The organism is Dactylosporangium siamense (genome assembly GCF_016862795.1).
Lineage (GTDB): Bacteria > Actinomycetota > Actinomycetes > Mycobacteriales > Micromonosporaceae > Dactylosporangium > Dactylosporangium siamense.
Window position 1 is genome coordinate 85088 of record NZ_BONQ01000036.1, and the last position, 26826, is coordinate 111913.

Genomic DNA, 26826 nt, shown 5'->3' on the forward strand with positions numbered 1-26826 from the left:
GCTTCGATCATGCGCCTGCCGCGCTACTGATCAGAGTGAGGACCTCGTCGGCGCAGCCCCAGGCGAGGGTGACCCCGGCGCCGCCGTGGCCGTAGTCGTGCACGAGGCGCGCGCCGCCGGGCAGTTCGACGGGGTCGAGCTCGACCCGGGCACCGCCGTGCCGGGCCGGGCGCAGCCCGGCCGCCTGCCACAGCACAGCGGCCCCGGCCAGCTCCGGAACGAGGTCCAGGCAGCGGGCGAGGATCGCCGCGGTGGTGGCCGGATCGACCGTGGTGTCCCAGACGCCGGGCTGGAACGTGCCGCCGAGCACCACGTCGCGGCTGCGGGGGTGGACGTACGTCATTCCGGCAGGGTGCTCTTCGTCACGAACCGAGGTGACAAGTCCCGGATTGGCGACGCCGACGATCTGGCCGCGGGCCGGGTGCACGGCGGGGTCCGCGGCGAGGTCCCGCGCCGCGAGGCCGCTCGCGTTGACCACGACGTCCGCGCCGCCGGCCACCCGGGGCACGTCGGACAGCCGCTCGACCCGGTGCCGGACCACCCGGCCGCCCGCGGCCTCGAACCGGTCCAGCAGCCACTGGAGGTACACCTCCATCTCGACGGACGGCACGGTGAACCGCCACTCACCGGGCGCCACGGTGAAGTCCGGGACCGCGGCGGCCCACCACGGCGTCGCGTGCGGCCGGCGCAGGATCATGCGGGTCGGCCGTGGGACCACTCCGGGCACACCCGCGGCCGCCTGCGCGGACAGCTCCTCGTAGGTGCGGTGGGCCCAGGTCAGCACGCGCGGGTCGGCGGCGGTGTGGGAGGGGTACCAGACGGCGGCGGCGAGCCGTGACACGGTGCCGGCCGGCTCGTCGGCGGTCACGACCGTCACCGCGTGCCCGTGCTCCCGCAGGCGCACGGCGCAGGCGAGCCCGCTGATCCCCGCGCCGAGGACGGCGACCTTACTGCTCATGGGACTCACGGAACCAGGGCCGGCCGACGGTGTCCAAGACCGGTTGGCGAGGTCATGATAAGCCTGGCTTATGGAACTGCGACGGTTGCGGTATTTCGCCGTCCTCGCCGAGGAGCTGCACTTCACGCGGGCCGCGGCCCGGCTGCGCATCGCCCAGCCGGCGCTCAGCCAGCAGGTGAAGGCCCTCGAGCGGGAGGTCGGCGCCCGGCTGGTCGAGCGGGGCCGCGGCGGCTGCGTCCTCACCCCGGTCGGGACGGTGGTGGCCGCGGAGGCGGCGGCGCTGCTCGCCCAGGCGGCCGGCGCCGAGCAGCGGATCGCGGCGGCGGTGCGCGGGCAGGGCGGGCGGCTGCGGCTGGCCTACACGCGATCGGCCCGCGGTGGCGTGGTCGACGACCTGGTCGAGCGGTTCCGCGCCGCGCACCCCTTGGTCGAGGTGGTGCCGGAGACCGGCTGGACCGCGCCCAACGTGGCCGGGCTGCTCGCCGGGCGCTACGACGCGGCGTTCGTGCGGCCGCCGGTCGACGACGAGGGGATCCGGTGGCGGCTGGTCGGCACCGAGGAGCTGCTGCTCGCCCTGCCCACCGGGCATCCCCTGGCGGCGCGGCGGCGGGTGCCGCGGGAGCTGCTGCGCGGCGAACCGGCCGTGATGTGGCCGCGGGACAACGGTCCCGGCATGTACGACCGGATCGTCGCGCAGATCTGGCCCGGCGGCGGCTTCGCGCTGGCCCGGCACGAGCCCGACGACGAGCAGCTGCTGCGGGCGGTGGCGGCCGGCGGCGTGCTCGCGGCGGTGCCCGAGGGCCGGGCGAGGGCGTTGCGGATGCCGGGGGTGCTGCTGCGCCGGTTCACCGGGGTGCCGCCGACGGTCGACATCGGGCTCGCCTGGGCGCCGCGGCACCTGAATCCGGTCGTGCGCAGCCTGCTGGATGTCCTGGGTTAAAGAAGGCTGGACCCTACCTTAAATGAGAGCGCTCTATCGACCGAGTTCCATAAAGGTTATTTACTGTTAACAATCCTTCCTTTACATTGGCGAGCATCACCCCCACTGCACGAAGGGAGCGATCGATGCGAAGAACGATCGCGCTGGTACCTCTGGCGCTCGCCGCCATCGCAACATCACTGCTCGTCTCGGCCCAGCCGGCGGCAGCGCACGGGTACATCTCCTCTCCGGCGAGCCGCCAGGCGATGTGCGCCCAGGGGCGGGTCGCCAACTGCGGCGAGATCGTCTACGAACCACAGAGCGTCGAAGGTCCCAAGGGCCTGATGAGCTGCAGTGGCGGCAACAGCCGGTTCGCCCAGCTCGACGACCCGAACAAGGGCTGGCCCGCGACCGCGGTCGGCAACTCCGTCACGTTCAACTGGGTGCTCACCGCCCGGCACAGCACCAGCACGTGGGAGTACTTCGTCGGCGGCACCCGCATCGGGGTCATCGACGACGGCGGCCGGCAGCCCGGCGCGACCGTCTCCCACACGGTGAGCCTCGGCGGGCGCACCGGCCGGATCCTGGTCCTGGCCCGGTGGAACATCTCCGACACCGGCAACGCCTTCTACTCCTGCGTCGACCTGCAGGTCGGTGGTGGCGGCAACCCGACGCCGACCCCGACGCAGCCCACCCCGACGCCCACCACCAACCCCACGCCGACCCCGACCCCGACGACCACCACGCCTCCGGCCGGCGGCACGTGGCAGGCGGGCACCGCGTACAAGGTCGGTGACCGGGTCACGTACGGCGGCGCCACGTATCAGTGCCGCCAGGCTCACACCGCCATCGCCGGTTGGGAACCGCCCAACGTCCCGGCGCTCTGGCTGCGCGTCTGACGTCCCGGGTGCCCGGTCCGCCGGGCACCCGCTTTTTCTTTCCTCCGGAGGGGTTTCGGGTGCGGTTACACGTCTCCGCGTCACGGTCACACGTCTTCGCGTTGCTGTCCCTCGTCACGGCGATGCTCCTCGCCGGCTGCGCCGCCGCCCCGGCGCAGCCGGTCCCCTCCGGGACCTCGGCCGTCTACAACGACACCGACGTCATGTTCGCCCAGATGATGGTCGCCCACCACGGCCAGGCCCTGGAGATGGTCCGGCTGGCCCGCACCAAGACCGTCCGCGAGGACGTGCGCACCCTCGCCGCGGCCATCGACGTCACCGAGGCCGACGAGACCAAGACCATGCAGGTCTGGCTGCAGTCCTGGAACCGGCCGGCCACCGCGGCCGCGGACGCCCACGAGGGCCACGGCGGCGCCCACGGCACGAACGCCGACGACATCGCCGCCCTCGCGACCTACGACGGCGCCGAGTTCGAGCAGCGGTTCCTCAACATGCTCGTCGCCCACCAGCACAACGCGGTCGAGATCGCCCGGATGGAGACCGGCTCCGGGGTGAACCCCGGCGCCCTGGACCTCGCCCGGCGCATCACCGAGTCCCGCACCGCCGAGATCCAGCAGATGCTCGGGTACCTCGGGAAGGTCTGAGCCCGCCGTCCGGCCCGCCCAGCCACGCGAGCCGGCGCGAAATGGGGCCTGAGGGACACGCCGGGTGGAACTCCTGCGGCAACCCGGTGGATCCCAGGAACCCGGTGAATCGCCGGTGCCCGGGCAACAACCCGGCACCGGTTGCCGCAATCAACCGAGTTGTGACAGCTCGCCGGCCCGGCTGCACCCACTCGGCCGGCAATCGGCAGGCCCACCTCTGCCGTCTGCTCGCGACGCTGAGTCAACCTCGGCGCAGCGATGTCGCTCCGCTACTCGCGGCCGATCCCCGTCGTCGATGCCGGGAACCCTGACCGGGTCCTGGTTGCATGCCGGGCCGTTGCCGCCCTTTGAAGCCAGTAGCCGAACGGATGCGTTCGGTGATACCGACGTCGGCTCGCCGCCTCGAACGGTGCGGCGTGCATAGACTCGGTCGCATGACCCTCACCAACTGGGCGGGAAACATCGCGTTCGACGCGGCCCGGGTGCACCGACCGTCCACCGTGGACCGGGTCCGGGAGGTGGTGGCCGGGGCGGAGCGGGTGCGGGTCCTCGGCTCCGGGCACTCGTTCAACGACATCGCGGACACGCCCGCGGATCTCATCAGCGTCGCCGGATTGCCGGTGGAGCCGCGGATCGACGCGGCGGCGGGGACCGTCACCGTGGCCGGCGGGGTGCGATACGGGCAGCTGGCGGCGTTCCTGGACGCCCAGGGGTATGCGTTGCACAACCTCGGGTCGCTGCCGCACATCTCGATCGCCGGGGCCATCGCCACCGGTACCCACGGATCCGGCGCGGCACTGGGCAACCTTGCGACGGCCGTCGCCGGGATCGAGCTCGTGACCGCGGGCGGGGACCTGGTCCGGCTGGCCCGCGGGGACGCCGACTTCCCCGGCGCGGTCGTGTCGCTCGGCACGCTCGGGGTCGTGGTGGGTGTGACGTTGGACGTGCGGCCGGCGTACACCATCCGCCAGTTCGTCTTCGAGCACCTGCCGAGGAGCGTCCTGGACGCGCGGTGGGAGGACATCGCGACCGCCGGCTACTCGGTCAGCCTGTTCACCGGCTGGGCCGGGGACACGGTCGACCAGTTGTGGCTCAAGCTCGCCGACGGTGAGGAGCCCGACGGGTTCGGGGCGGTGCCGGCCGGGCGGGCGATGCACCCGATCGCGGCGATGCCCCCGGAGAGCTGCACCGACCAGGGCGGGGTCCCCGGGCCGTGGCACCGTCGGCTGCCGCACTTCAAGCTCGAGTTCACCCCGAGCAGCGGCGAGGAGCTGCAGACCGAGTACTTCGTGGCGCGTGACGACGCGGTGGAGGCGTTCGCCGCGATCGAGCGGCTGCGGCACCTCGTGACGCCCGTGTTGCAGATCTCCGAGATCAGGGTCGTGGCGGCGGACGAGTTGTGGCTGAGCCCGACGTACCGGCGCGACAGCGTGGCCCTGCACTTCACCTGGATCCAGGATGCCGCCCGCGTCGCACCGGTCGTCGCGGCGCTCGAGGAGGCGCTGGCGCCACTGGCGGCCCGGCCGCACTGGGGGAAGGTGTTCCACCGGGCGGCGCGGCCCGAGCGGCTCACCGACTTCCTCGCGTTGCGTGACCGGCTCGACCCGGACCGCAAGTTCAGCAACGCGTTCGTGGAGCGTCACCTGGCGGCGGAGTAGATTCCAGGCGTGCGTATCGCTCGTTTCGCCCACAGCAGTGGGATGTCGTTCGGAGTCGTCGAGGGCGAGCCCTCGGCCGGACTCACCGGACTCACCGTCGCCGAGATCGACGGTCACCCGTTCGGGGAGCTGCGGTTCACCGGCCAGCGCTGGGCCGTCGCCGACGTGCGGCTGCTCTCCCCGATGCTGCCCAGCAAGGTGGTGTGCGTCGGGCGCAACTACGCCGACCACGCCGCCGAACTCGGCAACGACGTGCCGAAGGAGCCCCTGCTCTTCCTCAAGCCGTCCACGTCGATCATCGGCCCCAACGACGCGATCCGGATCCCGCCGCAGTCGCAGCAGGTCGAGCACGAGGCCGAGCTCGCCGTCGTGATCGGCGTCACCGGCGCCCGCCGCGTCGACCGCGCCGGCGCCGCCGCGGCCATCTTCGGCTACACCGCCGCCAACGACGTCACCGCCCGTGACCTGCAGCGCAAGGACGTCCAGTTCACCCGGGGCAAGAGCTTCGACTCGTTCTGCCCCATCGGCCCGTGGATCGTCACCGGCCTGGACGTCAGCGACGTCGAGGTCCGCTGCGAGGTCAACGACGAGGTCCGCCAGCTCGGCCGCACCAAGGACATGGTGTTCGACGTCCCCACGCTCGTGTCGTATGTCTCACACGTCATGACCCTCCTCCCCGGCGACGTCATCCTCACCGGCACCCCCGCCGGCGTCTCCAAGCTCAACCCCGGCGACGAGGTCACCGTCACGATCGAGGGCGTCGGCGCGCTCAGCAACAGGGTCCTGACCTTGGAATAGGCGTGTTTGCGACAACCGATTTGGCCTGGTGCGTTCGCTCCGGTAAAGTTTCCAACCGGCGCACACAGCGCCAATGGGGTATGGGGTAATTGGCAGCCCAACTGATTCTGGTTCAGTTAGTCTAGGTTCGAGTCCTGGTACCCCAGCACCGCAGCAAGATCGCGGTGCTGTATTGTTCCACCCGCAACACCGAGCAAGACCTGGGGCCCCGTCGTCTAGCGGCCCAGGACGCCGCCCTCTCAAGGCGGTAGCGCCGGTTCGAATCCGGTCGGGGCTACAGTCCAATGGGTCCACCCTGTTCATGGGGTGGACCCATTTCCCGTTGGTGGACTTCCGCGTTCTTCGCGCAGCGGCTTCGCCGCCGCTCCCCAGCGGGGGGTTCCCACCCCGCACCCCCCATGCTTCGCTTCGCTCGCACTGCCTCGCTTCGCGTCGGCAGGGACGGCGCTGCGCGAGGCATCCCTCCCCAGCCCGACAGGTGCCGTCGGGCGGGTGGCGCGGGGATGGTCGCAGAGTCCTGAGTGGACTGGAGCGACCTCAGGTCGCCTCCGTCATGGCACGCCAAATGGTCATGCCGCGTCAGACCTCGCTTGGAAACCAACCGCCAGTTCGACGTCGAGTGCCCGCGCCAAGCGTTCGAGAACCGGCAACGTCGGCACGGTTCCGCCGGCCTCGAACCGGGCGATCGCGGACTGCGTCATAGAGGCCGCCTCCGCCAGCTCGGTCTGGCTCCAACCGCGGCGCTCGCGAAGCTCACGGACCGCCCGGCCCAACTCGAACGCGAGCCTCGTCGACTCGTAGGCCTCCGCTGCACCGGGCTCAGCCATACGCCGGCCACGCAGCTCGTTCCAGTCGCCGCGACTGCTCATCCCTCGTCCTCCTCTTCGACGGTGTGCATCTCAGCGACGCAACGCGCCAGCGCCTTCCGGGCCCGCTTGACTTCACCGGTTTCGCGGTCTCGGGTCTTCCGGAACGCCGTGAGCAGAATGATCCGCTCCCCGGACGCGATCCAGTAGGTGATCCGAACGGCGTCACGCTCCAGGTGAAACCGCAGCTCACGAAGCTTGCCATCCAACTGCTTCGTATAGGGCTCACCCAGCAGTGGCCCTTCGTTGGCGAGCAGGTCGATGTAGAAGGCCACTCGCGCGAACTGCACGGTTGCCAGCTCTTCGAGCCACTCCTGAACTTCAGGCTCCAACTCGACGGTACCCCAGGACATAGCATCGATGCTATATGTATCGCCAGACTTCCATCCGCTCCGCGGACGCCAGCCAGCCCCTCGGCCGGCCGGGGGTGAAGGTACTCGATGTGCATGCGACGTCATCGCCGGAACTGACGTCGTGGTCGACGGTTTCCACGGAATGCCGGGAGTCGGCGGCGGTCAGGGCGTCGCGATCGGGGCGGGGGCGGTGTCGCAGACGGCGATCAGAGCGGCGCGCAGTGGGGCGGCGCGGTCGGACAGGTCGCGTTGGCGGCGGGTGTACTCGGCGCGGCCCTCCGGGGTCTCGATCTCCACGGGTGGGTAGCCCAGGGCGGCCAGGTCATACGGGCTGGCCTGCATGTCGAGGGTGCGGATGGCGACGGCCAGCTCGAAGCAGTCGGCGACCAGCTCGCTCGGGGTGAGCGGGCTCAGCTTGTAGGACCACTTGTAGAGGTCCATGTTGGCGTGCAGGCAGCCGGGTTGCTCGTTGGCCGTCTGGGTCTCGCGGGTCGGTTGCAGCAGGTTCAGTGAGCGGGCCGGGGCGGTGTAGAAGCGGAAGGCGTCGAAGTGGCTGCAGCGGATGCGGCTCGCCTCGACGACCGCGTCGGTGCCGGTCGGGCCGAGGCGCAGCGGCCAGGCGTTGTGCCGCAGCTCGTCCTGGGTCTGCCGGTAGACCATCGCCCACTCGTGCAGGCCGAAGCAGCCCAGATGCGGTGGGCGGGCGGCGGTTGCCGCGAGGAGGTCCCGGATCCAGGCGACGGACTCCAACCGGCGGGGCGGGTCGCCGCCCGGGCGCCACTGCCGCAGCTGTGCGGGACGGAACGAGTAGTACGTGAACAGGAAGTCGAGCACCGGGTGTTTCTCGCCGCGGCGGCGGCGCTGCAGGTGCGGCACGATCCACTCGTCGACCCGTGCCTCGTGCGCGGCCCGGCGGGCCTGCCACGATGACTGGTCTGTGAGCATCCGCCAAGTTTAGGTTGTACCGTCTCACGCATGCGCAAGCTCGGTGCAGTGCTCGTGGCCGCCGCGGCATGCTCGCTGGTGCTTGCCGGCTGCGGCGGGAAGACGCCCGAAGCGGCCAGGCCAGGGGCGTCGGGCAGCGGCGCCGCGGGATCGGGGTCGCAGCCTTCGACGGCACTCGTGCTGGGGGCGCCGGCGAGCGTGAAGGTCACCGTCGGTGCCGGGCTGAACGCCGCGCCGTTCGATGTGGCGCGGAGCGTGACGCTGCCGGCGGGGTGGACCGCGGCGGTGTACGCGCGGGTCGACAAGGCCCGGTTCATGACGTTCACGCCGAGCGGCGACCTGCTGGTGTCGCAGCCGAGCCAGGGCAAGATCCGGGTGGTGCGGGCCGGGAAGGCAACCGAGTTCGCGTCCGGGCTGAACCGGCCGCATGACCTGGTGTTCGCCGAGGTCGGCGGGGCCACCTGGCTGTTCGTGGCGGAGGCCGACAAGGTCGTGCGCTACCCGTACAAGTCCGGTGATCTCAAGGCGCACGACGGGCAGGTCGTCGTGGACGGGTTGCCGGACACCAGCACGCCGGAGCTGCGGGGCAACTACGCGCACGTGCTGAAGAACATCGCGGTCAAGGGCGAGCTGCTGTACCTGTCGATCGCCTCGACCTGCAACGCCTGCGTCGAGGACACGGTGAGCGACCCGCGGCGGGCGGCGATCTACACGTACGACGCGGCCGGGAAGAACGCGGGCAAGCACCTGCTGGCGACCGGGATCCGCAACGCGGAGGGGCTCGCGTTCCGGCCGGGCAGCGACGAGCTGTGGGTCGTGGTGAACAACCGCGACAACACCCTCGTCCCCGACGACCGCGACGTGGACGGCGACGGCAAGTCCGACAAGGGCAAGAAGATGAGCCAGTTCGTCGACCAGTACCCGGTGGAGGAGCTCATCAAGGTGCGCGACGGCGGCTTCTACGGCTGGCCGTTCTGCAACCCGGACAGCGACAACGGCACGCACAACCTCGGCTTCCACCGCGACTACGAGCTCAACCGCGACGGGAGCAAGGCCGACTGCGCCAAGGCGGACCCGATCGACCTCGGCCTGCCGGCGCACACCGCGCCGCTGGGGCTGACGTTCTCCCCGGCGCTCGGCGGGGCGGTCATCCCGCTGCACGGCTCGTGGAACAGCACCAAGCCCGTCGGCTACAAGGTGGTGTTCGTGCCGTGGACGGCGAACGGGCCCGGCGACCCGGTCGACCTGCTGTCCGGGCTCGTCGACCTCAAGGCCGCCAAGCCGTGGCTGCGGCCGGTCGACGCGGCGCTGGACGCCGACGGTTCGATCCTCGTCAGCGACGACTTCGGCGGCTCCATCATCCGCCTGACGCCCCCGAAATAGCACGCGCGATCGACGCCGGACGACCGGATGCGAGCAGAAACTCGATGCCGACCGGTCCATTGTGGACCGTCACCGCGCCGGAGGCGTCGACGGTGACGTCCAGCTCGCCCCCGGCCACCTTCAGGCCCCGCACCCGGAACGCACCCACCGGCGACGGCGCGATCGGGTCGAACGTGATCCGCCCCGCGGGCACGTCCACGTCCAGCCCCAGCAGCGCGGTGAGCAACGCCGGCCCCACCGCCGCCGCCCACGCCTGCGGCCGGCACGCCGCCGGGTAGGGCGTCGCGTCGTCGTCGCCGCCGTACAGCTCCGGCAGCCGGAAGTCGAACCGCTCGGCCGCCCCCAGCAGCGCCCGGACGAGCGCGGCAGCCTCCTCCCGGTGCCCTTCGCGGGCCAGGCCGAGCAGCGCGATCACGGTGTCGTGCGGCCAGACGGACCCGGCGTGATACGAGCCCGCGTCGTAGCCGGCGGACGAGGCAGCGAGGGTCCGTAGCCCGAACGGCGACCGCAGCCGATCCAACCAGCCGGCGACCGCAGCGCTCTCGGCCGCGGACAGCAGGCCGGTGCCGAGCAGGTGCCCCATGTTGGACGCCACGCCGTCGACCCGCTCCCCGCCGCCGGTCACCGCGACCGCCGGATAGTCGCCGGGGCACCAGAACGCGGCCCGGAACCGCTCGGCGAGGTCCGCGGCCCAGTCCCGCCACCGCCGCCCGCCGGTCCGGCCGAACGCGTCCAGCAGGTCGGCGCCGCGCACGGCGGCCTGGTAGGCGTACCCCTGGACCTCGCACAACGCCAAGGTCCCGGTGGCGATGCGACCGTCGGCGAACTGGACCCCGTCGCCGGAGTCCTTCCAGCCCTGGTGGGTCAGGCCCGTCCCGGTCGAGCGGTAGGCGACGAATCCCTCGTGCCCGGCCAGCCACTCGAGCGCGGCCTCCACGTTGGGCAGCAGCGCCTCCACGGCGTCCGGGCGCATGCCCCAGCGGTACGCGTCCGCGAGCGTGCACACGAACAGGGCGGTCGCGTCGACCGTGCCGTAGTAGATCGGCGGCAGGCGGTGCGCGGCGTCGGGCGGCCGCAGCTCGTGCAGGACGCGGCCGGGCTCCTCCTCGGTGTCGCCGTCGTGCGTGGTGCCCTGCCGCGCGCCGAGCGCCCGCAGTGTGCCGGCCGCGACGTCGACCCCGAGCGGCAGCCCCAGCCGCGCCGACCACAACGCGTCGCGGCCGAAGAGGGTGAGGTACCAGGGGCTGCCGGCGCAGTAGTACACGTCGGCGCCGTCGGTGCGCCGCAGCGCGTCGAGGTCCTGGACGCCGGTGCGCACCAGCGCGTCGAGCCGCGGGTCGGCCGCGGCGACCCGGAGCGTGCTGAACCGCTTGGCGCGTTGGATGGTGGCGACGTCGGTGCGGGTGAAGCGCAGCTCCACGGAGCACCGCTCCCCGGGCTCCAGCGTCACCGCCCAGCGCAACGGCCCGTCGGGCGGCGGGGTGACGTCGAGCCGGACCGCCATGCCGTCCGCGGACCGCGCCCACCAGGTGCCGCCCGCGTCGGGCTCGAAGTCCACTGTGGATCCTGTGCGGCCGTCCCGGATCGCGCCGGTGGTGGCGAAGTCCGTCGCCGCGCTGATCGCCAGCACCACGCTCCGGGGCTCGTCGGCGTCGTTGGACAGCGTGACGGTCTCGGTGCCGCCGAGCGGTTCGGCCAAGCGGCTGCGGGTGTCCCGTACCCCCGCGAACACCGCCGAAGCGGCACCCGTGCGGTGCCCGGTCAACGCCGGCGCCGCGCCGTCGATCGTGACCTCCAGGCGGGCCACGGCCCGGCGGTCCTCGACGTAGAGCCCGTCCGCCGCTCCGGTCATCCGGCCGTCCGGACCTGACAGCCAGGTCGCGGGCGCGGCCACGCAGGTGACGCGGTCGTGGAGTTGGTGCTGTGCCATGCCGTCCGACGGTACAAGGGCTAGCGTTAACGCCCGTGAGTGACGTGCCCCCCGCGTCCACCCAGCCGCCCGGCTGGCTGCGCCGCACCGAGGCCGAGCAGCGCTGGCCGGCCGCCCTGGCGATCGCCGTCGCCGTCGGCATCCACCTGCTCCTGCCCGCCGACCTGGCGCCCCGGCCGCGCTGGCTGCTGCCCGGCCTGGAGGCGGCCCTGCTGCTCAGCGTGGTCGTGGTCAACCCGTTGCGGATCAACCGGGAGACGCGGATCCTGCGTCCGCTGAGCATCGGCCTGGCCGGGCTGCTCGGGGTGGCGACCGCGCTGTCCGCGATCCGGCTCGTGCGCGCCCTCTTCGGCGAGGGCCACATCGCCTCGCACCTGCTGCTGTGGGGTGCCGCGATCTGGCTGACGAACGTCATCGTCTTCGCCCTGTGGTTCTGGGAGGGCGACCGCGGCGGCCCGGCATCCCGTGCCGACGGGCTGCGCCCCCATCCCGACTTCCTCTTCACCCAGATGAGCTCGCCGGAGCTCGCGCCGCGGGACTGGGAGCCGGGGTTCTTCGACTACTTCTACCTCTCGTTCACCAACGCCACCGCCTTCAGCCCCACCGACACCCTGCCGATGTCCACCTGGGCCAAGCTCGGCATGCTCGCCGAGTCCGCGGTGTCCCTCGTCACCGTCCTGCTCGTGGTGGCCCGCGCCGTCAACGTGATCGGCTGAGCCCGCGCACAGCTTCTCTTAGGCTCGCCACAGCAACGGTTGGTTACGTTCCCCCCGACTCGCGCTTCGCTTCGATGGGGGAACGTCATGATCGAGGCTGTCGGCCTCACCAAACGGTACGGCGACCGCGTCGCCGTCGACCAGCTGTCCTTCACGGTGCGACCGGGGCAGGTGACGGGCTTCCTCGGCCCGAACGGCGCCGGGAAGTCCACCACGATGCGGATGATCCTCGGCCTGGACGCGCCCACCAGCGGCCGCGTCACGGTCAACGGCCGCCCGTTCGCCCGCCTCGACAACCCGATGCTCGCGGTCGGGGCGCTGCTGGACGCGAAGGCGATCCACGGCGGCCGTAGCGCGTACCACCACCTGCTGTGCCTCGCGCAGACCAACAACCTGCCCCGCCGCCGGGTCGACGAGGTCCTCGACGTCGTCGGCCTCAGCACGGTCGCCCGCAAGCGGTCGAAGGGCTTCTCGCTCGGCATGGGGCAGCGCCTCGGCATCGCCACGGCCCTGCTCGGCGACCCACAGATCCTCATGTTCGACGAGCCGGTCAACGGCCTCGATCCCGAGGGCATCCTGTGGATCCGCAACCTGATGAAGTCCCTCGCCGCCGAGGGCCGCACGGTCTTCGTCTCCAGCCACCTCATGTCCGAGATGGAGCACACCGCCGACCACCTGCTCGTCATCGGCCGGGGCCGCCTGATCGCCGATTGCACGGTCAAGGAGTTCATCGAGGGCAACTCCGTCCTGGCCACCCGGGTCCGCACCCCCGATGCCCCGGCGTTGGCAGCTCTGGTTTCCGCCGCCGGCGGCACCGTCACCTCCGAGCCCGACGGCTCCCTGCTGGTGACCGAACTGCCGATGCGCCGCGTCGGCGACCTCGCGTTCGACAACGGCCTCCGGCTGCACGAGCTCGCCCCGCTGCAGGCGTCGCTGGAGCAGGCATTCATGGAACTCACCAAGGACAGCGTCGAATACCACGGCTCTCTGGGGGCACAATGACCACGCTCACCGCCACCCGCCGCGCCGGCTTCGACGGCCTGCTGCGCTCCGAGTGGACGAAGCTGCGAACCGTCCGCTCCACCACCTGGTCCCTGGCCGCCATGGCGGCGGTCTCGGTCGGCCTGATGTCCTTCATCGCCTGGGTCATCATGCGGCAGTGGGACCAGTTCTCCCCCGACGAGCAGGCCATGATGGCCGCCGAACCCCTCCAGATCATCATCGACCAGCCGGTCTTCATCTCCCAGCTCATCGTCGCGGTCCTCGGCGTCATGGTCGTCTCGGCCGAGTACACGACCGGCATGATCCGCTCCACCCTCCAGGCCCAGCCCCGCCGCCTGCCGGTCCTGGGCGCGAAGGTCGTGGTCTTCGCGGTCCTCATGTTCGTCGTGGGCGAGCTGCTGAGCTTCGCCGCCTTCTTCGCCGGCCGCTGGGTCATGTCCGACCACATCACGGTCAACCTCGGCGACCCCGGCATCGCCCGCTCCGTCTTCGGCGCCGGCCTGTTCCTCACCGTCCTGGGCCTGTTCTCCCTGGCCTTCGGCGCGATCATCCGCCACACCGCGGGCGCCATCACCGGCGTCCTGGGCCTGATCCTCATCGTCTCCAACCTGACGGTCCTGCTCCCCGGCAGCTGGGGCGACCACGTCCACGCCTGGATGCCCACCAACGCCGGCCAGCTCGTCTTCAAGCCGTCGCTGCCCCCGGACTCCCTGCTGACCCAGTGGCAGGGCCTGGCCGTCTTCACCGGCTGGACAGCCCTGCTCCTGGTCGTGGCCGCCTACCTGTTCCGCACCCGCGACGCCTGACCCGCTTCGCCCCGGCCCGCGTGACCAAGCCGCCGCCCTGACGGCGAGGTTGGTCGCGCGGGCCGGCCTTCCGCAGGTTGCCGGAGCGGCCGCGGCGAACGCCTGTCAGGTGCCGGCGCCCACGACGGCGGGTTCGGGGTCGGACCTGCCCGCAGGCGGCTGGGGGTCGTGCTGCTTGAAGAGCTTGCTGGGCCACCACATCCATCGACCCACGTCCAGGGTGAGCGCGGTGACCAGCACCGAACGGACGATCATGGTGTCAAGCAGCACGCCGAACGCCACCGCGAACCCCAGCTGCGCCGCGAACACCAACGGCAGCGATCCCAGCGCCGCGAAGGTGCCGGCCAGCACCAGACCCGCCGACGTGATCACGCCGCCGGTGGCGGACAGCCCGGTCCGCGCACCGCGCCGGGTGCCGTGCAGCAGCGCCTCTTCCCGCACCCGGGTCACCAGGAAGATGTTGTAGTCGATGCCCAGGGCGACCAGGAACACGAACACCAGGAGCGGGAAGTTCGCGTCCGCCCCGGCGAAGTCGAACACGTGGTTGAACATCAGAGCGCTCACGCCGAGGGCCGCTCCGAATGACAGCACCACCGTCGCCATGAGCAGCAGCGGGGCGACGATCGCCCGCAGCAGCAGCGCGAGGATGCAGAAGACCACGATCAGCACGACGGGGATGATCACCTTGGTGTCGCGGGCGGCTGACCGTTGCGTGTCGAAGGCGATCGCCGTGCTGCCGCCGAGCCGGGCATCCGCGCCCTCGATCCGGTGGATCGCGGCTCTGGCCCGCTCGACGGTGCGCATCGCGGCCTCGCTGCCGGGAGCGTCCTTGAGCGTCCCGAGCACGAGGACCTCACCATCCTTGATCACCGGCGCCGCGACGTCGGCGATCCCTGGAACGCCTGACAGCACGCTCCTGACCTGCTCCGCCGAGGCGGCCTTGGCCACGACGTAGACAGGGTCGCCCGACCCGGCCGGGAAGTGCCTGGACTGGATCTCCTCGCCGACGACCGCCTGTGGCTCGCCGGTGAACTGGCCCTTGCCCGGGATCCCATCGGCCTTGAGTCCCGTCACCCCGAGTGTCAGGACGCCGAGGGCGAGCGCGGTGCCGACCCACACGATCCGCGGCCGGCCGGCGATGACGGTGCCGACCCAGGTCCAGATGCTGCCCTTGACCGTGCCCACCGAGCCGTACGACGGCTTCGCGGGCCAGAAGATCCAGCGGCCGCAGATGACCAGCAGCGCCGGCATCAGCGTGACCATGGCGAGCAGCCCGACGAGAATGCCGATGGCACAGGCCGGCCCGAGCCCTTTGGTGGAGTTGAGCGTGGCCAGCAGCAGCACCAGCAGGCTGACAGCGACGGTCGCGGCGCTGGCGATGATCGCCGGGCTGGAGCGGTACAAGGCCTCCGCCATCGCCTCGTGCCGGTCCTCGTGGCGCCGCAGCTCCTCCCGGTATCGCGAGATGAGCAGGAGCGCATAGTCGGTGGCGGCGCCGAACACCAGGACGGTCAGCACGAGGCTGGTCTGCGTGTTGACGGTGAGCCCGGCATGCTTCGCCAGCATGTAGATCACGGCTTCCGCCATGACCAGGGCGCCACCCGCGGACAGCAGCGGCAGCAGTGGCAGCAGCGGGCTGCGGTAGGTGAGCAGCAGGATGACGACCACCACCACTGCGGTGATCATCCCGAGGGCACCACTGCCTCCGAAGGCTGTGATCGAGTCGGATGCGTAACCCGCCGGTCCGGTGACGTGGAACCCGAGACCGTCGGCGTGCTGTTCGCCGATCCTGGTCATCGCCTCAACGACCTTGTGAGCCCCGGCCCAGCCCTCGTCACCGTCGTCGACCTGGACCACGGTCTGGATGGCCTTGCCGTCCTGGGCCCGCAACGGGCCCTGGGGCTGCCCCACGACCTTGTCGATGCGCTTGAAGGCTTCGATGTCAGCCTGCGCCTTGGCCATGTCGGCAGGTGTGACACCCTCCGGCCGGTCGTAGATCACGATCGCTGGCAGGGTCTCGGCGGGCTGGAACTTCCTGGCCTGGTCGATGACCTTGGTCGCCTCCGCGTCGCTGGGCAGCCAGGCCGAATTGTCGTTCTTCTCGACGTCGCCCAGCTTGCCGGCCAGCATGAGCGCCGGCACCAACAGGACGATCCAGACGGCCAGGACGGCCCACTTCGCAATCCTGCCACTGGGCAGGGTCATGACTTTTCGCAACATGGAGATTCCTCAGTGTCCAGTCGACGTGGGAGAGCTTGCCGGGATTGATGACGGCGGAGATCCGCACACTTTTGGGGGCGAGAGCGACGACGGCGAAGGGTGCCGTCGACGGCGCCAGGGCCTGCGGGCCCATTACCGGCTGATCTGACGCCGGACCGTCATCGCGACGAGCTTGTCCGGATTGCGGACGGCGTAGAAGTTGGTGATCTTCCCGTCGATGATCTCGATCAGGAGGACACCTTCGGCACGATCGCCGAGGTGCGCGACCATCGCGGGACCGTTGTTGCAGTTGACCATCTGGATCCGCATACCCGGCGTCCGCCCGCCGGTGCGGAAGAGGTCGATGAGGAGGCCGGCCACCTTCTGCGCGCCCACCACCGGCGAACGCGCCGCAGTGGCCTTGCCACCGCTGTCGGCGGTCCAGGTGACGTTCGGCGCGAGCAGGGACAGCAGCCCGGCCATGTCCCCGGTGACCGACGCGGTCCTGAACCGCTCGGTGATCTGCACGGTCTCCGCGGCGTCGACGGGCTGGAACCGCCTGCGTCGCGCCTGCACGTGCTCGCGGGAGCGGTGCGCCACCTGATGCACCGTCGTCACGGATTTGCCCACCGCTGCGGCGATCTCGTCATAGCCGAAGCCGAACACCTCGCGCAGCACGAACACCGCACGCTCATCGGGGGTGAGCGTTTCGAGCAGCACGAGCATCGCCATCGACACCGACTCGGCGAGCACCACATCGGCCGAGGGGTCGGTGTCGTCGAGCAGCAGCGGTTCGGGCAGCCACGGGCCTACGTAGTCCTCCCGACGGCGCGCACTCGCCCGCAACGCGTTGAGCGTCTGACGGGTCACCAGCCGGGCCAGATACGACCTGGTGTCCCGCACCGTCGCAAGGTCCACCTCGGCCCACCGCAGATAGCTGTCCTGCAGCACGTCGTCGGATTCGGTGGCCGAGCCGAGGATCTCGTAGACGATCGTGAACAGTAACGGCCGCAACAGGGTGAATCGCTCGGCATGCTGCTCAGTCATGCCCCCAAGACACCGGGGAGCGCCGAGACCTGACACTACGTGACGCGCATCACCCCACAGCCGTACGCGCTCGTGTCGGAAGCGTCGTCAGGTCAGGTGAGCCAGGTGTAGACGTTCCAGGTGATGCCAGCGACCGCGGCGAGAGCGAGGGCGCCCAGGTAGGTCAGGACGAGGCGGGTGTCGCGCAGGACGCATTTGGAGTGGGTCAGGCCCTGGCGGCGGGCCCGCACGTAGCCGGCGAAGCCCAGCACCGCGAAGCCCAGCAGCGCGACCGGGCCCAGCAGCCAGGCGAGGGCGGCGATCGTCGCGTACACGCACAGGCGCAGCGGGTCGTACGGCTGCGGGGTGGATGTCACAGCAGCGCTCTGGGGAGGCGCTGGGCGGACAGGGCGGGCCAGGCCTGGACGGCGCAGAAGGGGGCGCACTGGTGGGCCGACTCGGAGGAGACGGTGGCGACGTGGACGCAGCACTGCAGGAGGCGTTCCTCGATCATCGTGGCCATGTCCATGAACGGCTTGACCGTGATGCGTTTGACGCGTTCGCCGAGCATCTTGCGCAGCCGGTTGCGGCCGCCGGGCAGCGACGAGGAGACCAGCGTGGTCAGGGTCGAGATGCCCAGGTCGCAGTTCTCGCAGATGTCGCGCCACAGCGAGCCGACGTCGGGGTGCGACAGCGACGACTGCTCCGACAGCAGGCCGAGCAGGGAGTCCTTGACGGCGGTCCGCAGGGCGAGGGGCAGTTGCACGTCGGCGATGCGGTTGGCGACCAGGTCGGGTTCGAGGTCCAGAAACGTGAGCAGGCGGTCGTGGCCGATGAGCTTGGTCATCGACTGCCACTCGCCGGCGTCGTCGCGCAGCAGGTACCCCACCGAGCAGCAGTGCGGGTGCGAGCACGGCAGCGCGGTCAGGTCGCGCCAGGTGACCTGGTCGGCGGTCTGCGGGCCGAGGCGGGCCAGGACGCCGGTGTGAGTGAGCCGGTCGAGGGGGTCGATCGCACCCGAACGGCCCGAGCCGAACTGCGGTTGCAGCGAGACGCCGCCGACGTACGGGGTGTCGAGGGCCCGTTTCACGACGGCACCGATCTCGTCGTCGTTGACGCCGAGGGCGCAGGTCATCGTGAGGGTGGTGAAGATGCCGCGGGACGAGAGGCGGTCGATCGCCTGGTCCTTGAGGCGGCGCAGGTCGGCGCCGCGGTGGTGGCGGGCGGCGCGTTCGGTGACGCCGTCGTACTGCAGGTAGACCTCGACCCGCTCGCGGTGCTCGGTCAGCAGGTCCAGCAGCGCGTCGTCGCGGGCGATCCTCACCCCGTTGGAGTTGACCAGGACGCGGACCACGTTGCGGGCGGAGACCTCCCGCAGCAGCTCCGGCAGGTGCGGATACAGGGTGGGCTCGCCGCCGGACAGCATGAGCACGTCGATGCGGCCGTTCTCGCGGGACAGCTTGGTGTCGACGCTGCGGAGAATCTCGGCGAGGGGCACGACACCCTCGATCGCCGGGGACGAGTCGGTGAAGCACGTGGGGCAGCGCAGGTTGCAGCTGTCGGTGAGGTCGGTGAGCAGGATGCAGGTGTGCTGGGTCTGCATCTCCGGCAGCCCGGCCAGGTACGCCGACGGCACGGGCGCGAAGTTTCCGGCGAGGTCCGGCACGTGGGTCTTCGTCGGGGCGGTCCACTGCTCCAGGTACCGCAGGATCTCCGGCGACTCGTCGTAGAGCGTGCGGACGAGGCCGTGCGATGGGCAGCCGCGCTCCAGCCAGATCCGGCCGTCGCGTTCGGCGAGCCAGCCCGACAGCCGCTGCACCGTCTCCAGTGGACGGTCCGGCTGCTCGTCGTGGCAGTGCGGGCAGAAGGCGTTGACGTACCGATGGATCCGGTCGCCTCTCAGCTGCATGCCGTTGCTCACGACGCCCCCGTGTTGGCGTTGACGATCGCGATGCAGACCCCGATCCCGGCGACCGGGAAGACGATGACGCTGACCGCCCAGCCGATGAGGATGCCGAGGCCGAGACCCCGGTCCCGGCGGGCGATCCAGACGATGCCGATCACCAGGCAGGCGACGAACAGCACCAGTTGCAGCAGCAGCTCAAGGTAGACGCCGAACAGCGCGTTCTCGCTGTTGTCCGTGGAGGCGAGCGCGATCGTCACCAGCACGCCGATGCCGATCGCGAGGACCTGGGCGCCGGCCGCGATGCCCAGGCCGGCGGCGACCTTACGGCCGCGGATCGGGCGCTCCTGCCCGTTCGGGGGCGGCGGGGACGGCACGGTCCAGCCCGAGTTGGGTGGCATCGTCATGCGGCCACGGCTTCCTTCCGTCTCACCAGATCACTCACCAGGCCCGCCACGATGAGCGGCAGGCACGCGAGGAGGAACAGCTGCGGCCGGGTCAGCCCGTGCCACACCACCTCGTTGCCCCGCACGAACTCCACCACGAAACGGAACGCGGCGTAAGCGGCAAGATAGATTTTGAACAGCGCGCCCGGCGCGGTGACCTTCGTCCGGAGCGCCAGCAGCGCGCCGAACGCGACCACGTGGAACAGGATCTCGTAGCCGAAGGATGGGTGCAGCGGCACACCGGCGACGGTGTGCAGCGCCTCGGCCTGCGCCGCGTTCAGCGTGACGCCCCACGGCAGGTCCGTCGGGGTGCCGGGCGGTTCGGCGAGGAGGCAGCCGAGCCGGCCGATCGCCATCCCGGCGGCGACCGCTGGCGCGAAGAGGTCCCCGGTCCGCCACGGATAGCCGGACACCTTCTTCGCCACGATCGCGCCCACGTAGGCGCCGACGAGGCCGGACAGGATGCTGCGGTTGCCGTAGGCCCACTGCTCCACCAGCGTCGCGTTGTCCCTCGGGTCGAGGTGCTGCGCCCAGGTGCCCAGCCGGGCGAAGAGGGCGCCGCCGACGAGGGCGCCGGCCAGCACGTACCAGAGCCGGTCGTCCTGCGCGCGGCGGCGGCGGACCTCCCACAGGAACACCAGGGCGGCGACCCCGATGCCGAGCGCGACGCACACGTCGTGGGTCAGGATCGCCACCGGACCGAGCTTCGCGATGACCGGGTGCACGATTGCGCAGCTTAGTGCGGCACCGCCGGGTTCTGTGAAGATTCACAGCAGGGGGCGGGCCGGCGGACCCCGGTCCCCTACCCTTGGCGGGATGGTCAGCACCGAGGAGATCGTGCCGCTCGTGGTGTCCCGGCGGCGGCGGTGGCTGACGGTGCTGCTGTGGCTGCTCGTCGCCCCGTTCGCGCTGTGGGCGGCCGCGCGGGTGTTCGGCCTGGAGCGCGGCTACCCGACCGTCCAGCTCATCGCCTTCACCCCGTATGTCGCGCTGGCTTCGTTGGTGCCGCTGGCGCTCGCGCTGCTGACGAAACGGCTCTGGCCGGCGGTCGCGGCGGCGGTGGTGACCGTCGCGTTCGCCGCGTGTGTCCTGCCGCGCTGGATCCCCGACCCCGACGCCGGGGTCCCGGCCGGGCCGACGCTGCGGGTGATGAGCGTCAACATGCTCTACGGCCAGGCCGACCCCGCCCACGTCGTGCGCCTCGTCCGCGACGGCGCCGTCGACGTGCTCGCGGTGCAGGAGTACACCGAGGAGGGACGCACCGCGCTGCGCGCGGCCGGGCTGGAGGAGACCCTGCCCAACGCGGCCACCTATCCGCGGGCCGACGCGGGCGGCTCGGCCGTCTACAGCCGCTTCCCGCTCGCCGACCCGGGCTACCGGCAGCTCGCCGGCGGCTTCACGCAGGCGCACGCCGCGGTGCGGGTGCCGGGCGCCCCGGAGGTGCACGTCGAGTCGGCGCACCCCTGCGCCCCGATGGGCCGCGTGTCGGACGCCTGCTGGCTGGCTGACCTCGCGGCGCAGCCGGCGGCGACCCCGGGCGGCCCGGTCACCGTGCTCATGGGCGACTTCAACGCGACCCTCGACCACGAGGCGTTCCGCCAGGTGGTGGCGAAGGGATACCAGGACGCCGCCGATGTCGCCGGTGCCGGGCTGTCCACGTCGTGGCCCTACGACAACCGGTGGTACTTCCCGGGCGTGACGCTCGACCACGTCCTCGCCGATGAGCGGGTCGGGGTGCGCGAGGTCGTGATCCACCGCATCCCGGGGACCGACCACCGGGCCGTGTTCGCCGAGCTGGTGCTCCCGAAGGCCGGGTGAGCGGGTGCTGTGAAGATTTCGCAGCGGGGCGGGGCCGGCTGGCGCAGCTCCCCTACCCTGGCGGGATGGTCAGCACCGAGGAAACCCTGCCGCTCGCGGCACCGGCCGCGACACCCAGGCGACGCCGGTGGCTGACCGTGCTGCTGTGGCTGCTCATCGCGCCGTTCGCGGCGTGGGCGGCGGCGCGGGTGTTCGGCCTGGAGAGCGGCTTCCCGACGGTGCAGCTGATCGCGTTCACCCCCTATGTGGCGGCGATCTCGCTGCTGCCGCTGGTGCTCGCGCTGCTGACGAAGCGGATCTGGCCGGCGGTCGCGGCGGCGGTGGTGGCGATCGCGTTCGCGGCCTGCGTCCTGCCGCGCTGGATCTCCGACAGTGACGCGGGGGTACCGGCCGGGCCGACGCTGCGGGTGATGAGTGTCAACATGCTCATGGGCCGCGCCGACCCCGACCGGATCGTCGGCCTCGTGCGTTCCGGCGCCGTCGACCTGCTCGCGGTGCAGGAGTACACCGACGAGGGGCGGACCGCCCTGCGCCAGGCCGGGCTCGACGAGACGCTGCCCAACGTGGTGTCGTACCCGCGTCCAGGGGTGAGCGGCTCGGCCGTCTACAGCCGGTTCCCGCTCACCGACCAGGGCTACCGGCGGTTCCCCTCCGACTTCGGTCAGGCGCGGGCCGGGGTGCGGGTCCCGGGTGCCCTGGACGTGAACGTCGAGTCGGTGCACCCGTGTGCCCCGTCGGACCGTGGGCGCGACTCCTGCTGGGTCGCGGATCTCGCGGCACAGCCGGCGGCGACCCCGAAGGGCGCGGTCAGCCTGCTCATCGGCGACTTCAACGCGACCCTCGACCACGAGGCGTTCCGCCAGGTGCTCGCCAAGGGCTACCAGGACGCCGCGGACGTCACCGGCGCCGGGCTGGACACGTCGTGGCCCTACGACGATCGGTGGTTCATCCCGGGCGTGACGCTCGACCACGTGCTGGCCGATGAGCGCGTCGGTGTGCGGAAGGTCGTGGTCCATCGCATCGCGGGGACAGATCACAAGGCCGTGTTCGCCGAGCTGGTGCTCCCGAAGGCCGACGGCTGACCTGTCCGATCATGCCGAATACCGCCCGAAAGATCACTCACGCGTACCTCCGCCTGTACGCGGTTCGTTGGCCGGGAGTACCTTCACGTACGGATCGGGCGGAACGCCCCGACAGAACCACGTTGGAGCAGATGGGTGACACGAACCTTCCGCGGCATCGCGCTCGCCGTCATCACGCCGGTTGTGCTCGCAGGCGTCCTGGCCGGGTGCTCGGACAAGAAGGACGACGCCGGCGAGTCACCGTCCGCTGACCGGCCGACGGTCGAGGTGACCGCGCAACCGCAGGACGCGCAGACCGCGCAGGTCACGGCGGAGCAGGTGTTCGACAACCTGTCCGACGGCGACTGGGCTGGCGCCTGGGAGCTCTGGACCGACACCGCGCAGTCCGCCATCGCCAAGGACGCCTACGTCGACCTGATCTCGACCTGCACCACGTTGCAGGGCGACTATGTCGTGACCGGGGTGACGCCGGTCGACGACTCGACCGCGACCGTCAAGTGGACCCGGACGCCGGCCAGCGGCAGCGCGGCGAGCGGCACCAACACCATCAAGTACCAGAAGGGCCAGTGGAGGTTCGAGCCGGACGCGACAGCGCTGGCCGCCTTCCGGCAGAACAAGTGCCCGTAAAGCGGTGACCGGGTGGGGCCGCGGGGCCCCACCCGTTTCCGCGCCGTTACACCCGGACCTGGCGGGACAGGCCGTAGCTGAGCGCGTCGACGAGCGCCGTCCAGCTCGCCTCCACCACGTTTTCGTGGACGCCGACCGTGGTCCAGTCCTCCCCCGTCGACCGGGTCTCCACCAGCACGCGCGTGACGGCACCCGTGCCGTGGCTGCCTTCGAGGATGCGGACCTTGTAGTCGGCCAGCTCGAAGCGCGACAGCTCCGGGTAGTGCTTCGTCAACGCCACCCGCAGCGCCTCGTCGAGCGCGTTGACCGGGCCGTTGCCCTCCGCCGTGGCGATGATCCGTTCGCCCTTGACCCGGACCTTGACCGTCGCCTCGGACACCACCGCGCCGTCCTCCCGGTGCTCGACGAGGACGCGGTACGACTCGAGCGTGAACGGCTTCGGCAGCGCGCCGTCCTGCTGCTCGGCCCTCAGCTCGGCCCGGGCCAGCAGCTCGAACGACGCGTCGGCGGCCTCGAACGACCAGCCCCGCGCCTCCAGCTCCTTGACCCGGGTGGTGACCCGGGACAGGGCCTCCGGATGGCCGGCCAGGTCGACACCGAGCTCGCGTGCCTTGAGCTCGATGCTGGCCCGGCCGGCCATCTCGGTGACCAGGATCCGCATGTCATTGCCCACGACGACGGGGTCGATGTGGTTGTAGAGCACGGGATCCACTTTGATCGCGCTCGCGTGCAGGCCCGCCTTGTGAGCGAACGCTGACGACCCGACATAGGCCTGGTGGGTGTCGGGTGCGATGTTGGCGATCTCTGCGATGGCGTGCGAGACGCGCACCATCTGTTCGATGCACCCGTCCGGTAGGACCGGCATACCGAGCTTCAACTGGAGGTTCGCGACGACGGCGAAGAGGTCGGCGTTGCCGGGCCGCTCGCCGTAGCCGTTCGCGGTGCACTGGAAGTGCGGGACGCCCGCCTCGACGGCGGCGACCGTGTTGGCCACCGCGCAGGAGGTGTCGTTCTGGCAGTGGATGCCGAGCCGGGTCACGGCCTCGTCCTCGGTGACGCCGAGCACGACCGCGAGCCGGCCCTTGACCTCGCCGATCGTCCTGGTGATCAGGGACGGCAGCATGCCGCCGTTGGTGTCGCACATGACGGCCTTCTCCGCGCCGGCGGCGAGCGCGGTCGCGGCGACCTTCGCGGTGTAGTCCGGGTCGAACGCGTATCCGTCGAAGAAGTGCTCCAGGTCCAGGAACACCCGCCGGCCCTCGGACACCAGGTACGCCACGGTGTCGTGGACCATCGCCAGGTTCTCCTCGGGCGTGGTGCGCAGGGCCCGCTCCACGTGCCGCAGGTCCGACTTGGCGACCAGGGTCACGGCCGGGGTCTCCGCGTCGAGCAGCGCCCGCACCTGCTGGTCGTCCTGCACCCGGACGCCCGCCTTGCGGGTCGCGCCGAACGCGACGAACACCGCGTGTTTCAGGTCCAGCTCGGTGCGCGCCCTTCGGAAGAACTCGGTGTCCTTCGGCATCGCACCCGGCCAGCCGCCCTCGATGAAGCCGACGCCGAACTCGTCGAGCAGCCGGGCCACCGCCAGCTTGTCGACGACTGAGTAGCTGATCGCCTCTCGCTGGGCCCCGTCGCGCAGCGTGGTGTCGTACACCTGCATGGTCTTCTCCTGGCTTTGGGAGTCTTTGTGGCTTCTGGCGGCTTCCGGCCGGCGGGCCTGGACCAACAAAAAGACCCCTCGCGAATGCGAGAGGTCTAGCGCGGCCAGCTAGGGGATGCTGGTCGCGCTAAGGGCCAATAATGAGCCGAGTCACGTTGGGTAGCGTGCCACACGTGCGCTCGCTGTGGCACGTGATTCCGGATTCTGAGAAACCGGGTGATCTGCTTCACGATTCACCCTGTTCGTCACGTACCTGTAACGCACGTCCGTCAAGGTTGGAACCAGTCAAGCGAAAGCAACCAGGAGGTCCCCGTGCTCACCGTTGGTGAGATCCATTCACCGCTCCGGCTGGGCGGGTCTTCGGTCTGATGTCGATCGAGGCACTGAAGGCCGCGCTGCCGTCGTATGCGAAGGACGTCGAGCTCAACCTCGACGCCGCGCTCGCCGGCAACCTGCTCACCGAGCAGCAGCTGTGGGGCACCGCGCTCTCCTGCGCGATGACCACACGCAGCGCCTTCGTGTTCCGCTCGATCCTCGCCGAGGCCGGGAATCACCTGAAGCCCGAGGCTGTTGAAGCAGCCAAGGCGGTCGCGTCCCGCATGGCGATCCACAACGTCTATTTCCGCGCCAAGCACCTCATCGGTGACGAGGCGTACAACCACCTGCCGGCGCGGCTGCGCCGCCAGGTGACCACCTGGCCCGGCGTCGGCACGGTCGACGTCGAGCTGTGGTCCACAGCAGTATCCGCGATCACCGGGTGCGGGGTGTGCCTGGAATCGCACGAAAGATCACTTCGTGGTGCAGGGGTGTCCCGCGAAGTGGTCGACGAGGGTCTACGCGTCGCCGCGGTTGTTCACGCGTTGGCCGTGACCCTCGATGCAGAGGCAGCTTCCGTCTAGGAGCTTTCCTCTTGTACGGGTGTCGGAGTGGCGGCTCCGGCACCCGTACGCATCTCTCCCGCACTTTCGGATGATGTCATTTGTCTGTTCGGGTGGGGTTTCGCCTGGTTCATCGAGCGTTCGCGCTGCTCAGACGGGTGACAGCCGGTGACGGTGTCGCTCGGTCGTGCAAGTTGCGCACAGCGTGTCTGCGCGAGGGTGGGATCGGCGGTTACCGTTTCCGGCAGCAGCCGTCGAGCGCGGCCGCGGCGGATGGGACTCGCGATCCTGGGGGCGAACGGACGATGATCGACGACGGTGTTCCGCCCGGGTCCGACGCCGACGCGGGGGGTGAGCCGCCGCTGGAGCCACCGTTCGGCTGCGCTGATCCGATGCTGTGGCGGGTCGCCCGCGCCCTGCACGACGCGCACAAGCCCCGCACCGACAACTTCTGCGAGTGCAAGGCGTTCTGGCCGTGCCCGGACGCGCAGCTCGCCGAGGAAGCTTTGTTACTTGCGTATGAACGCCCGACCCCCCGCGGCATCCGCCCCAGCTACGGCCGCACCTCAAACCTCGGCCGCTGGTCCGCCTGACCCCTGGGGGCGCCCGCACCTCCGACCACCCGCCTCCGCGACCACCTGCCCGTGGCCATCCGTCTCTGTGGCCATCCGCCTCCGTCGTCGCCTGCCAGCCTGGTCACCTGCCTCCGTGATCCAAGGACAGCCCTGGCTGTTGGAGCGACCCGCTCACGCCATCGATCCGTGAGAGGTCTTGTCGATCAGGTGCGTTGGCAGTGGTCCGGGGCTGCCAGTTTGCCGCTGGCTGCAAAATTTCGGGCAAATCGCCTGATTCGTTGCGTCGGCCGGGGCCATTCCAGGGTCTAGCGATCTTGGCCGCTTGATCGAAGGTGCCGGGTGGTCGCGTGGACGACCACGGCGCTCCTTCGATCCTCAGCGGGGGCGGGGAGATCGCCGTATCGACGCCGGGACCGACCGTGATGTCAATCCGCAACAGACTCCAGGCGCCCGGGGATCCTTCGGGTTGCGGGAATCCGGCAACGACACCGCGTGCCCGGTGCCCGATCCGGCGCTGGCGATGTCCGCATCGTCCCCTTGCCCGCTTGCTCTTCACCGCGAACGGATCTTCCCGGTGATCGAAGTCGCGCCCCGGTCGTGCGGATGGCCAGCACGCGACTTCGATCACGCGCCCTGGCTCGCCGGAGCCGGTGGGCCGGTCGCGCGGATGGCCAGCACGCGACTTCGATCATGCACCCTGGCCCGCCGGAGCCGGTGGGCCGGTCGCGCGGATGG

At 70.8% G+C, this 26826-nt stretch carries 26 protein-coding genes and 2 tRNA genes; 16 read left to right on the plus strand and 12 right to left on the minus strand.

All coding sequences use genetic code 11. The annotated features are described in order from the left end of the window. Window positions 1-7 precede the first annotated feature (7 nt). On the minus strand, window positions 8-958 hold the full coding sequence (locus Dsi01nite_RS12610) for an FAD-dependent oxidoreductase (protein ID WP_203846285.1): 951 nt from the start codon (window positions 956-958) through the stop codon (window positions 8-10). A 70-nt stretch (window positions 959-1028) separates the two neighbouring features. Here Dsi01nite_RS12610 and Dsi01nite_RS12615 point away from each other — a divergent pair, with 70 nt between their 5' ends. The 7 genes from Dsi01nite_RS12615 to Dsi01nite_RS12645 all read left to right on the plus strand — a co-directional run bounded on the left by Dsi01nite_RS12615 (window position 1029) and on the right by Dsi01nite_RS12645 (window position 6153). Then, window positions 1029-1898 (plus strand): LysR family transcriptional regulator, encoded by an 870-nt coding sequence (locus Dsi01nite_RS12615; protein ID WP_203846286.1) that lies wholly within the window; start codon window positions 1029-1031, stop codon window positions 1896-1898. A 125-nt stretch (window positions 1899-2023) separates the two neighbouring features. Next, window positions 2024-2776, plus strand: coding sequence for a lytic polysaccharide monooxygenase (locus Dsi01nite_RS12620; protein ID WP_203846287.1), 753 nt, complete (start codon window positions 2024-2026; stop codon window positions 2774-2776). Between the two features lie 59 nt (window positions 2777-2835). Then, window positions 2836-3420 (plus strand): DUF305 domain-containing protein, encoded by a 585-nt coding sequence (locus Dsi01nite_RS12625; RefSeq protein WP_239135855.1) that lies wholly within the window; start codon window positions 2836-2838, stop codon window positions 3418-3420. A 434-nt stretch (window positions 3421-3854) separates the two neighbouring features. Further along, window positions 3855-5078 (plus strand): FAD-binding protein, encoded by a 1224-nt coding sequence (locus Dsi01nite_RS12630; protein ID WP_203846288.1) that lies wholly within the window; start codon window positions 3855-3857, stop codon window positions 5076-5078. 9 nt (window positions 5079-5087) lie between these two features. Beyond that, window positions 5088-5876 (plus strand): fumarylacetoacetate hydrolase family protein, encoded by a 789-nt coding sequence (locus tag Dsi01nite_RS12635; protein WP_203846289.1) that lies wholly within the window; start codon window positions 5088-5090, stop codon window positions 5874-5876. Window positions 5877-5950: 74 nt separating this feature from the next. Further along, a tRNA-Gln gene (locus tag Dsi01nite_RS12640) sits at window positions 5951-6022 on the plus strand. A 58-nt stretch (window positions 6023-6080) separates the two neighbouring features. Next, window positions 6081-6153: transfer RNA gene (locus Dsi01nite_RS12645), tRNA-Glu, on the plus strand. Window positions 6154-6445: 292 nt separating this feature from the next. On the opposite strand, the gene Dsi01nite_RS12650 is transcribed toward Dsi01nite_RS12645, so the two are convergent. The 3 genes from Dsi01nite_RS12650 to Dsi01nite_RS12660 all read right to left on the minus strand — a co-directional run bounded on the left by Dsi01nite_RS12650 (window position 6446) and on the right by Dsi01nite_RS12660 (window position 8040). Further along, window positions 6446-6745 carry a helix-turn-helix domain-containing protein gene (locus Dsi01nite_RS12650; protein WP_203846290.1) on the minus strand — a complete coding sequence of 100 codons (300 nt, stop codon included), beginning with the start codon at window positions 6743-6745 and terminating at the stop codon, window positions 6446-6448. Continuing rightward, window positions 6742-7095, minus strand: a complete 354-nt coding sequence (locus tag Dsi01nite_RS12655; RefSeq protein ID WP_203846291.1) for a type II toxin-antitoxin system RelE/ParE family toxin — start codon at window positions 7093-7095, stop codon at window positions 6742-6744. Before Dsi01nite_RS12655 ends, Dsi01nite_RS12650 begins: the two co-directional genes overlap by 4 nt. Before the next feature lie 162 nt (window positions 7096-7257). Further along, window positions 7258-8040, minus strand: coding sequence for a 3-methyladenine DNA glycosylase (locus tag Dsi01nite_RS12660; protein ID WP_203846292.1), 783 nt, complete (start codon window positions 8038-8040; stop codon window positions 7258-7260). 30 nt (window positions 8041-8070) lie between these two features. On the opposite strand from Dsi01nite_RS12660, the gene Dsi01nite_RS12665 reads away from it, so the two are divergent. Then, on the plus strand, window positions 8071-9423 hold the full coding sequence (locus tag Dsi01nite_RS12665) for a PQQ-dependent sugar dehydrogenase (RefSeq protein WP_203846293.1): 1353 nt from the start codon (window positions 8071-8073) through the stop codon (window positions 9421-9423). Here the strand turns inward: Dsi01nite_RS12665 and Dsi01nite_RS12670 are convergent. Then, complete coding sequence (locus tag Dsi01nite_RS12670) at window positions 9398-11353, minus strand: glycogen debranching N-terminal domain-containing protein (protein ID WP_203846294.1); 1956 nt, start codon at window positions 11351-11353, stop codon at window positions 9398-9400. The genes Dsi01nite_RS12665 and Dsi01nite_RS12670 overlap by 26 nt on opposite strands. Before the next feature lie 35 nt (window positions 11354-11388). Here Dsi01nite_RS12670 and Dsi01nite_RS12675 point away from each other — a divergent pair, with 35 nt between their 5' ends. The 3 genes from Dsi01nite_RS12675 (at window position 11389) to Dsi01nite_RS12685 (ending at window position 13877) form a co-directional block, all read left to right on the plus strand. After that, on the plus strand, window positions 11389-12069 hold the full coding sequence (locus tag Dsi01nite_RS12675) for a hypothetical protein (RefSeq protein ID WP_239135856.1): 681 nt from the start codon (window positions 11389-11391) through the stop codon (window positions 12067-12069). A gap of 87 nt (window positions 12070-12156) precedes the next feature. Further along, window positions 12157-13071 carry an ABC transporter ATP-binding protein gene (locus Dsi01nite_RS12680; RefSeq protein ID WP_203846295.1) on the plus strand — a complete coding sequence of 305 codons (915 nt, stop codon included), beginning with the start codon at window positions 12157-12159 and terminating at the stop codon, window positions 13069-13071. Then, the gene (locus Dsi01nite_RS12685) at window positions 13068-13877 is read left to right on the plus strand and encodes an ABC-2 transporter permease family protein (RefSeq protein ID WP_203846296.1); all 810 of its coding nucleotides are present in this window, start codon (window positions 13068-13070) and stop codon (window positions 13875-13877) included. Before Dsi01nite_RS12680 ends, Dsi01nite_RS12685 begins: the two co-directional genes overlap by 4 nt. Before the next feature lie 105 nt (window positions 13878-13982). Here Dsi01nite_RS12685 and Dsi01nite_RS12690 read toward each other — a convergent pair whose 3' ends face one another. The 6 genes from Dsi01nite_RS12690 to Dsi01nite_RS12715 form a co-directional block, all read right to left on the minus strand. Then, complete coding sequence (locus tag Dsi01nite_RS12690; RefSeq protein ID WP_239135857.1) at window positions 13983-16097, minus strand: MMPL family transporter; 2115 nt, start codon at window positions 16095-16097, stop codon at window positions 13983-13985. Between the two features lie 132 nt (window positions 16098-16229). Further along, the gene (gene sigJ, locus Dsi01nite_RS12695) at window positions 16230-17123 is read right to left on the minus strand and encodes an RNA polymerase sigma factor SigJ (RefSeq protein ID WP_203846297.1); all 894 of its coding nucleotides are present in this window, start codon (window positions 17121-17123) and stop codon (window positions 16230-16232) included. Between the two features lie 92 nt (window positions 17124-17215). Then, on the minus strand, window positions 17216-17479 hold the full coding sequence (locus Dsi01nite_RS12700) for a hypothetical protein (protein ID WP_203846298.1): 264 nt from the start codon (window positions 17477-17479) through the stop codon (window positions 17216-17218). Next, a complete protein-coding gene (locus Dsi01nite_RS12705; protein ID WP_203846299.1) occupies window positions 17476-19023 on the minus strand; it encodes a radical SAM protein in 1548 nt (515 codons plus the stop codon). Before Dsi01nite_RS12705 ends, Dsi01nite_RS12700 begins: the two co-directional genes overlap by 4 nt. Further along, a complete protein-coding gene (locus Dsi01nite_RS12710; protein ID WP_203846300.1) occupies window positions 19020-19412 on the minus strand; it encodes a hypothetical protein in 393 nt (130 codons plus the stop codon). The genes Dsi01nite_RS12705 and Dsi01nite_RS12710 overlap by 4 nt, the downstream gene beginning before the upstream one ends. Continuing rightward, the gene (locus tag Dsi01nite_RS12715; protein ID WP_203846301.1) at window positions 19409-20176 is read right to left on the minus strand and encodes a prolipoprotein diacylglyceryl transferase; all 768 of its coding nucleotides are present in this window, start codon (window positions 20174-20176) and stop codon (window positions 19409-19411) included. The genes Dsi01nite_RS12710 and Dsi01nite_RS12715 overlap by 4 nt, the downstream gene beginning before the upstream one ends. Window positions 20177-20267: 91 nt before the next feature. On the opposite strand from Dsi01nite_RS12715, the gene Dsi01nite_RS12720 reads away from it, so the two are divergent. From Dsi01nite_RS12720 to Dsi01nite_RS12730, 3 genes are all read left to right on the plus strand, one after another. Continuing rightward, on the plus strand, window positions 20268-21269 hold the full coding sequence (locus Dsi01nite_RS12720; RefSeq protein WP_203846302.1) for an endonuclease/exonuclease/phosphatase family protein: 1002 nt from the start codon (window positions 20268-20270) through the stop codon (window positions 21267-21269). A 65-nt stretch (window positions 21270-21334) separates the two neighbouring features. After that, window positions 21335-22351 (plus strand): endonuclease/exonuclease/phosphatase family protein, encoded by a 1017-nt coding sequence (locus tag Dsi01nite_RS12725; RefSeq protein ID WP_203846303.1) that lies wholly within the window; start codon window positions 21335-21337, stop codon window positions 22349-22351. Window positions 22352-22486: 135 nt separating this feature from the next. Then, complete coding sequence (locus Dsi01nite_RS12730; protein ID WP_203846304.1) at window positions 22487-22978, plus strand: hypothetical protein; 492 nt, start codon at window positions 22487-22489, stop codon at window positions 22976-22978. Window positions 22979-23024: 46 nt separating this feature from the next. Here Dsi01nite_RS12730 and cimA read toward each other — a convergent pair whose 3' ends face one another. Beyond that, a complete protein-coding gene (gene cimA / locus Dsi01nite_RS12735; RefSeq protein WP_203846305.1) occupies window positions 23025-24638 on the minus strand; it encodes a citramalate synthase in 1614 nt (537 codons plus the stop codon). Window positions 24639-25006: 368 nt separating this feature from the next. Between cimA and ahpD the strand changes: the two genes are divergently transcribed. Beyond that, window positions 25007-25537: an alkylhydroperoxidase, AhpD family gene (gene ahpD / locus Dsi01nite_RS12740; RefSeq protein ID WP_203846306.1), complete on the plus strand. Its 531-nt coding sequence runs from the start codon at window positions 25007-25009 to the stop codon at window positions 25535-25537. Between the two features lie 284 nt (window positions 25538-25821). Next, entirely contained in the window at window positions 25822-26109 is a 288-nt protein-coding gene (locus Dsi01nite_RS12745) for a hypothetical protein (RefSeq protein ID WP_203846307.1), read from the plus strand. Window positions 26110-26826: the final 717 nt, after the last annotated feature.

Excerpts from the sequence above, each read along its gene's own strand:
- ahpD (WP_203846306.1), top strand. The coding sequence starts at position 25,007 with ATGTCGATCGAGGCACTGAAGGCCGCGCTGCCGTCGTATGCGAAGGAC.
- Dsi01nite_RS12710 (WP_203846300.1), bottom strand. The coding sequence starts at position 19,412 with ATGACGATGCCACCCAACTCGGGCTGGACCGTGCCGTCCCCGCCGCCC.
- Dsi01nite_RS12725 (WP_203846303.1), top strand. The coding sequence starts at position 21,335 with ATGGTCAGCACCGAGGAAACCCTGCCGCTCGCGGCACCGGCCGCGACA.
- Dsi01nite_RS12665 (WP_203846293.1), top strand. The coding sequence starts at position 8,071 with ATGCGCAAGCTCGGTGCAGTGCTCGTGGCCGCCGCGGCATGCTCGCTG.
- Dsi01nite_RS12610 (WP_203846285.1), bottom strand. The coding sequence starts at position 958 with ATGAGCAGTAAGGTCGCCGTCCTCGGCGCGGGGATCAGCGGGCTCGCC.
- Dsi01nite_RS12720 (WP_203846302.1), top strand. The coding sequence starts at position 20,268 with ATGGTCAGCACCGAGGAGATCGTGCCGCTCGTGGTGTCCCGGCGGCGG.
- Dsi01nite_RS12680 (WP_203846295.1), top strand. The coding sequence starts at position 12,157 with ATGATCGAGGCTGTCGGCCTCACCAAACGGTACGGCGACCGCGTCGCC.
- sigJ (WP_203846297.1), bottom strand. The coding sequence starts at position 17,123 with ATGACTGAGCAGCATGCCGAGCGATTCACCCTGTTGCGGCCGTTACTG.
- Dsi01nite_RS12630 (WP_203846288.1), top strand. The coding sequence starts at position 3,855 with ATGACCCTCACCAACTGGGCGGGAAACATCGCGTTCGACGCGGCCCGG.
- cimA (WP_203846305.1), bottom strand. The coding sequence starts at position 24,638 with ATGCAGGTGTACGACACCACGCTGCGCGACGGGGCCCAGCGAGAGGCG.
- Dsi01nite_RS12660 (WP_203846292.1), bottom strand. The coding sequence starts at position 8,040 with ATGCTCACAGACCAGTCATCGTGGCAGGCCCGCCGGGCCGCGCACGAG.
- Dsi01nite_RS12620 (WP_203846287.1), top strand. The coding sequence starts at position 2,024 with ATGCGAAGAACGATCGCGCTGGTACCTCTGGCGCTCGCCGCCATCGCA.
- Dsi01nite_RS12685 (WP_203846296.1), top strand. The coding sequence starts at position 13,068 with ATGACCACGCTCACCGCCACCCGCCGCGCCGGCTTCGACGGCCTGCTG.
- Dsi01nite_RS12655 (WP_203846291.1), bottom strand. The coding sequence starts at position 7,095 with ATGTCCTGGGGTACCGTCGAGTTGGAGCCTGAAGTTCAGGAGTGGCTC.
- Dsi01nite_RS12690 (WP_239135857.1), bottom strand. The coding sequence starts at position 16,097 with ATGTTGCGAAAAGTCATGACCCTGCCCAGTGGCAGGATTGCGAAGTGG.
- Dsi01nite_RS12615 (WP_203846286.1), top strand. The coding sequence starts at position 1,029 with ATGGAACTGCGACGGTTGCGGTATTTCGCCGTCCTCGCCGAGGAGCTG.
- Dsi01nite_RS12745 (WP_203846307.1), top strand. The coding sequence starts at position 25,822 with ATGATCGACGACGGTGTTCCGCCCGGGTCCGACGCCGACGCGGGGGGT.
- Dsi01nite_RS12670 (WP_203846294.1), bottom strand. The coding sequence starts at position 11,353 with ATGGCACAGCACCAACTCCACGACCGCGTCACCTGCGTGGCCGCGCCC.
- Dsi01nite_RS12650 (WP_203846290.1), bottom strand. The coding sequence starts at position 6,745 with ATGAGCAGTCGCGGCGACTGGAACGAGCTGCGTGGCCGGCGTATGGCT.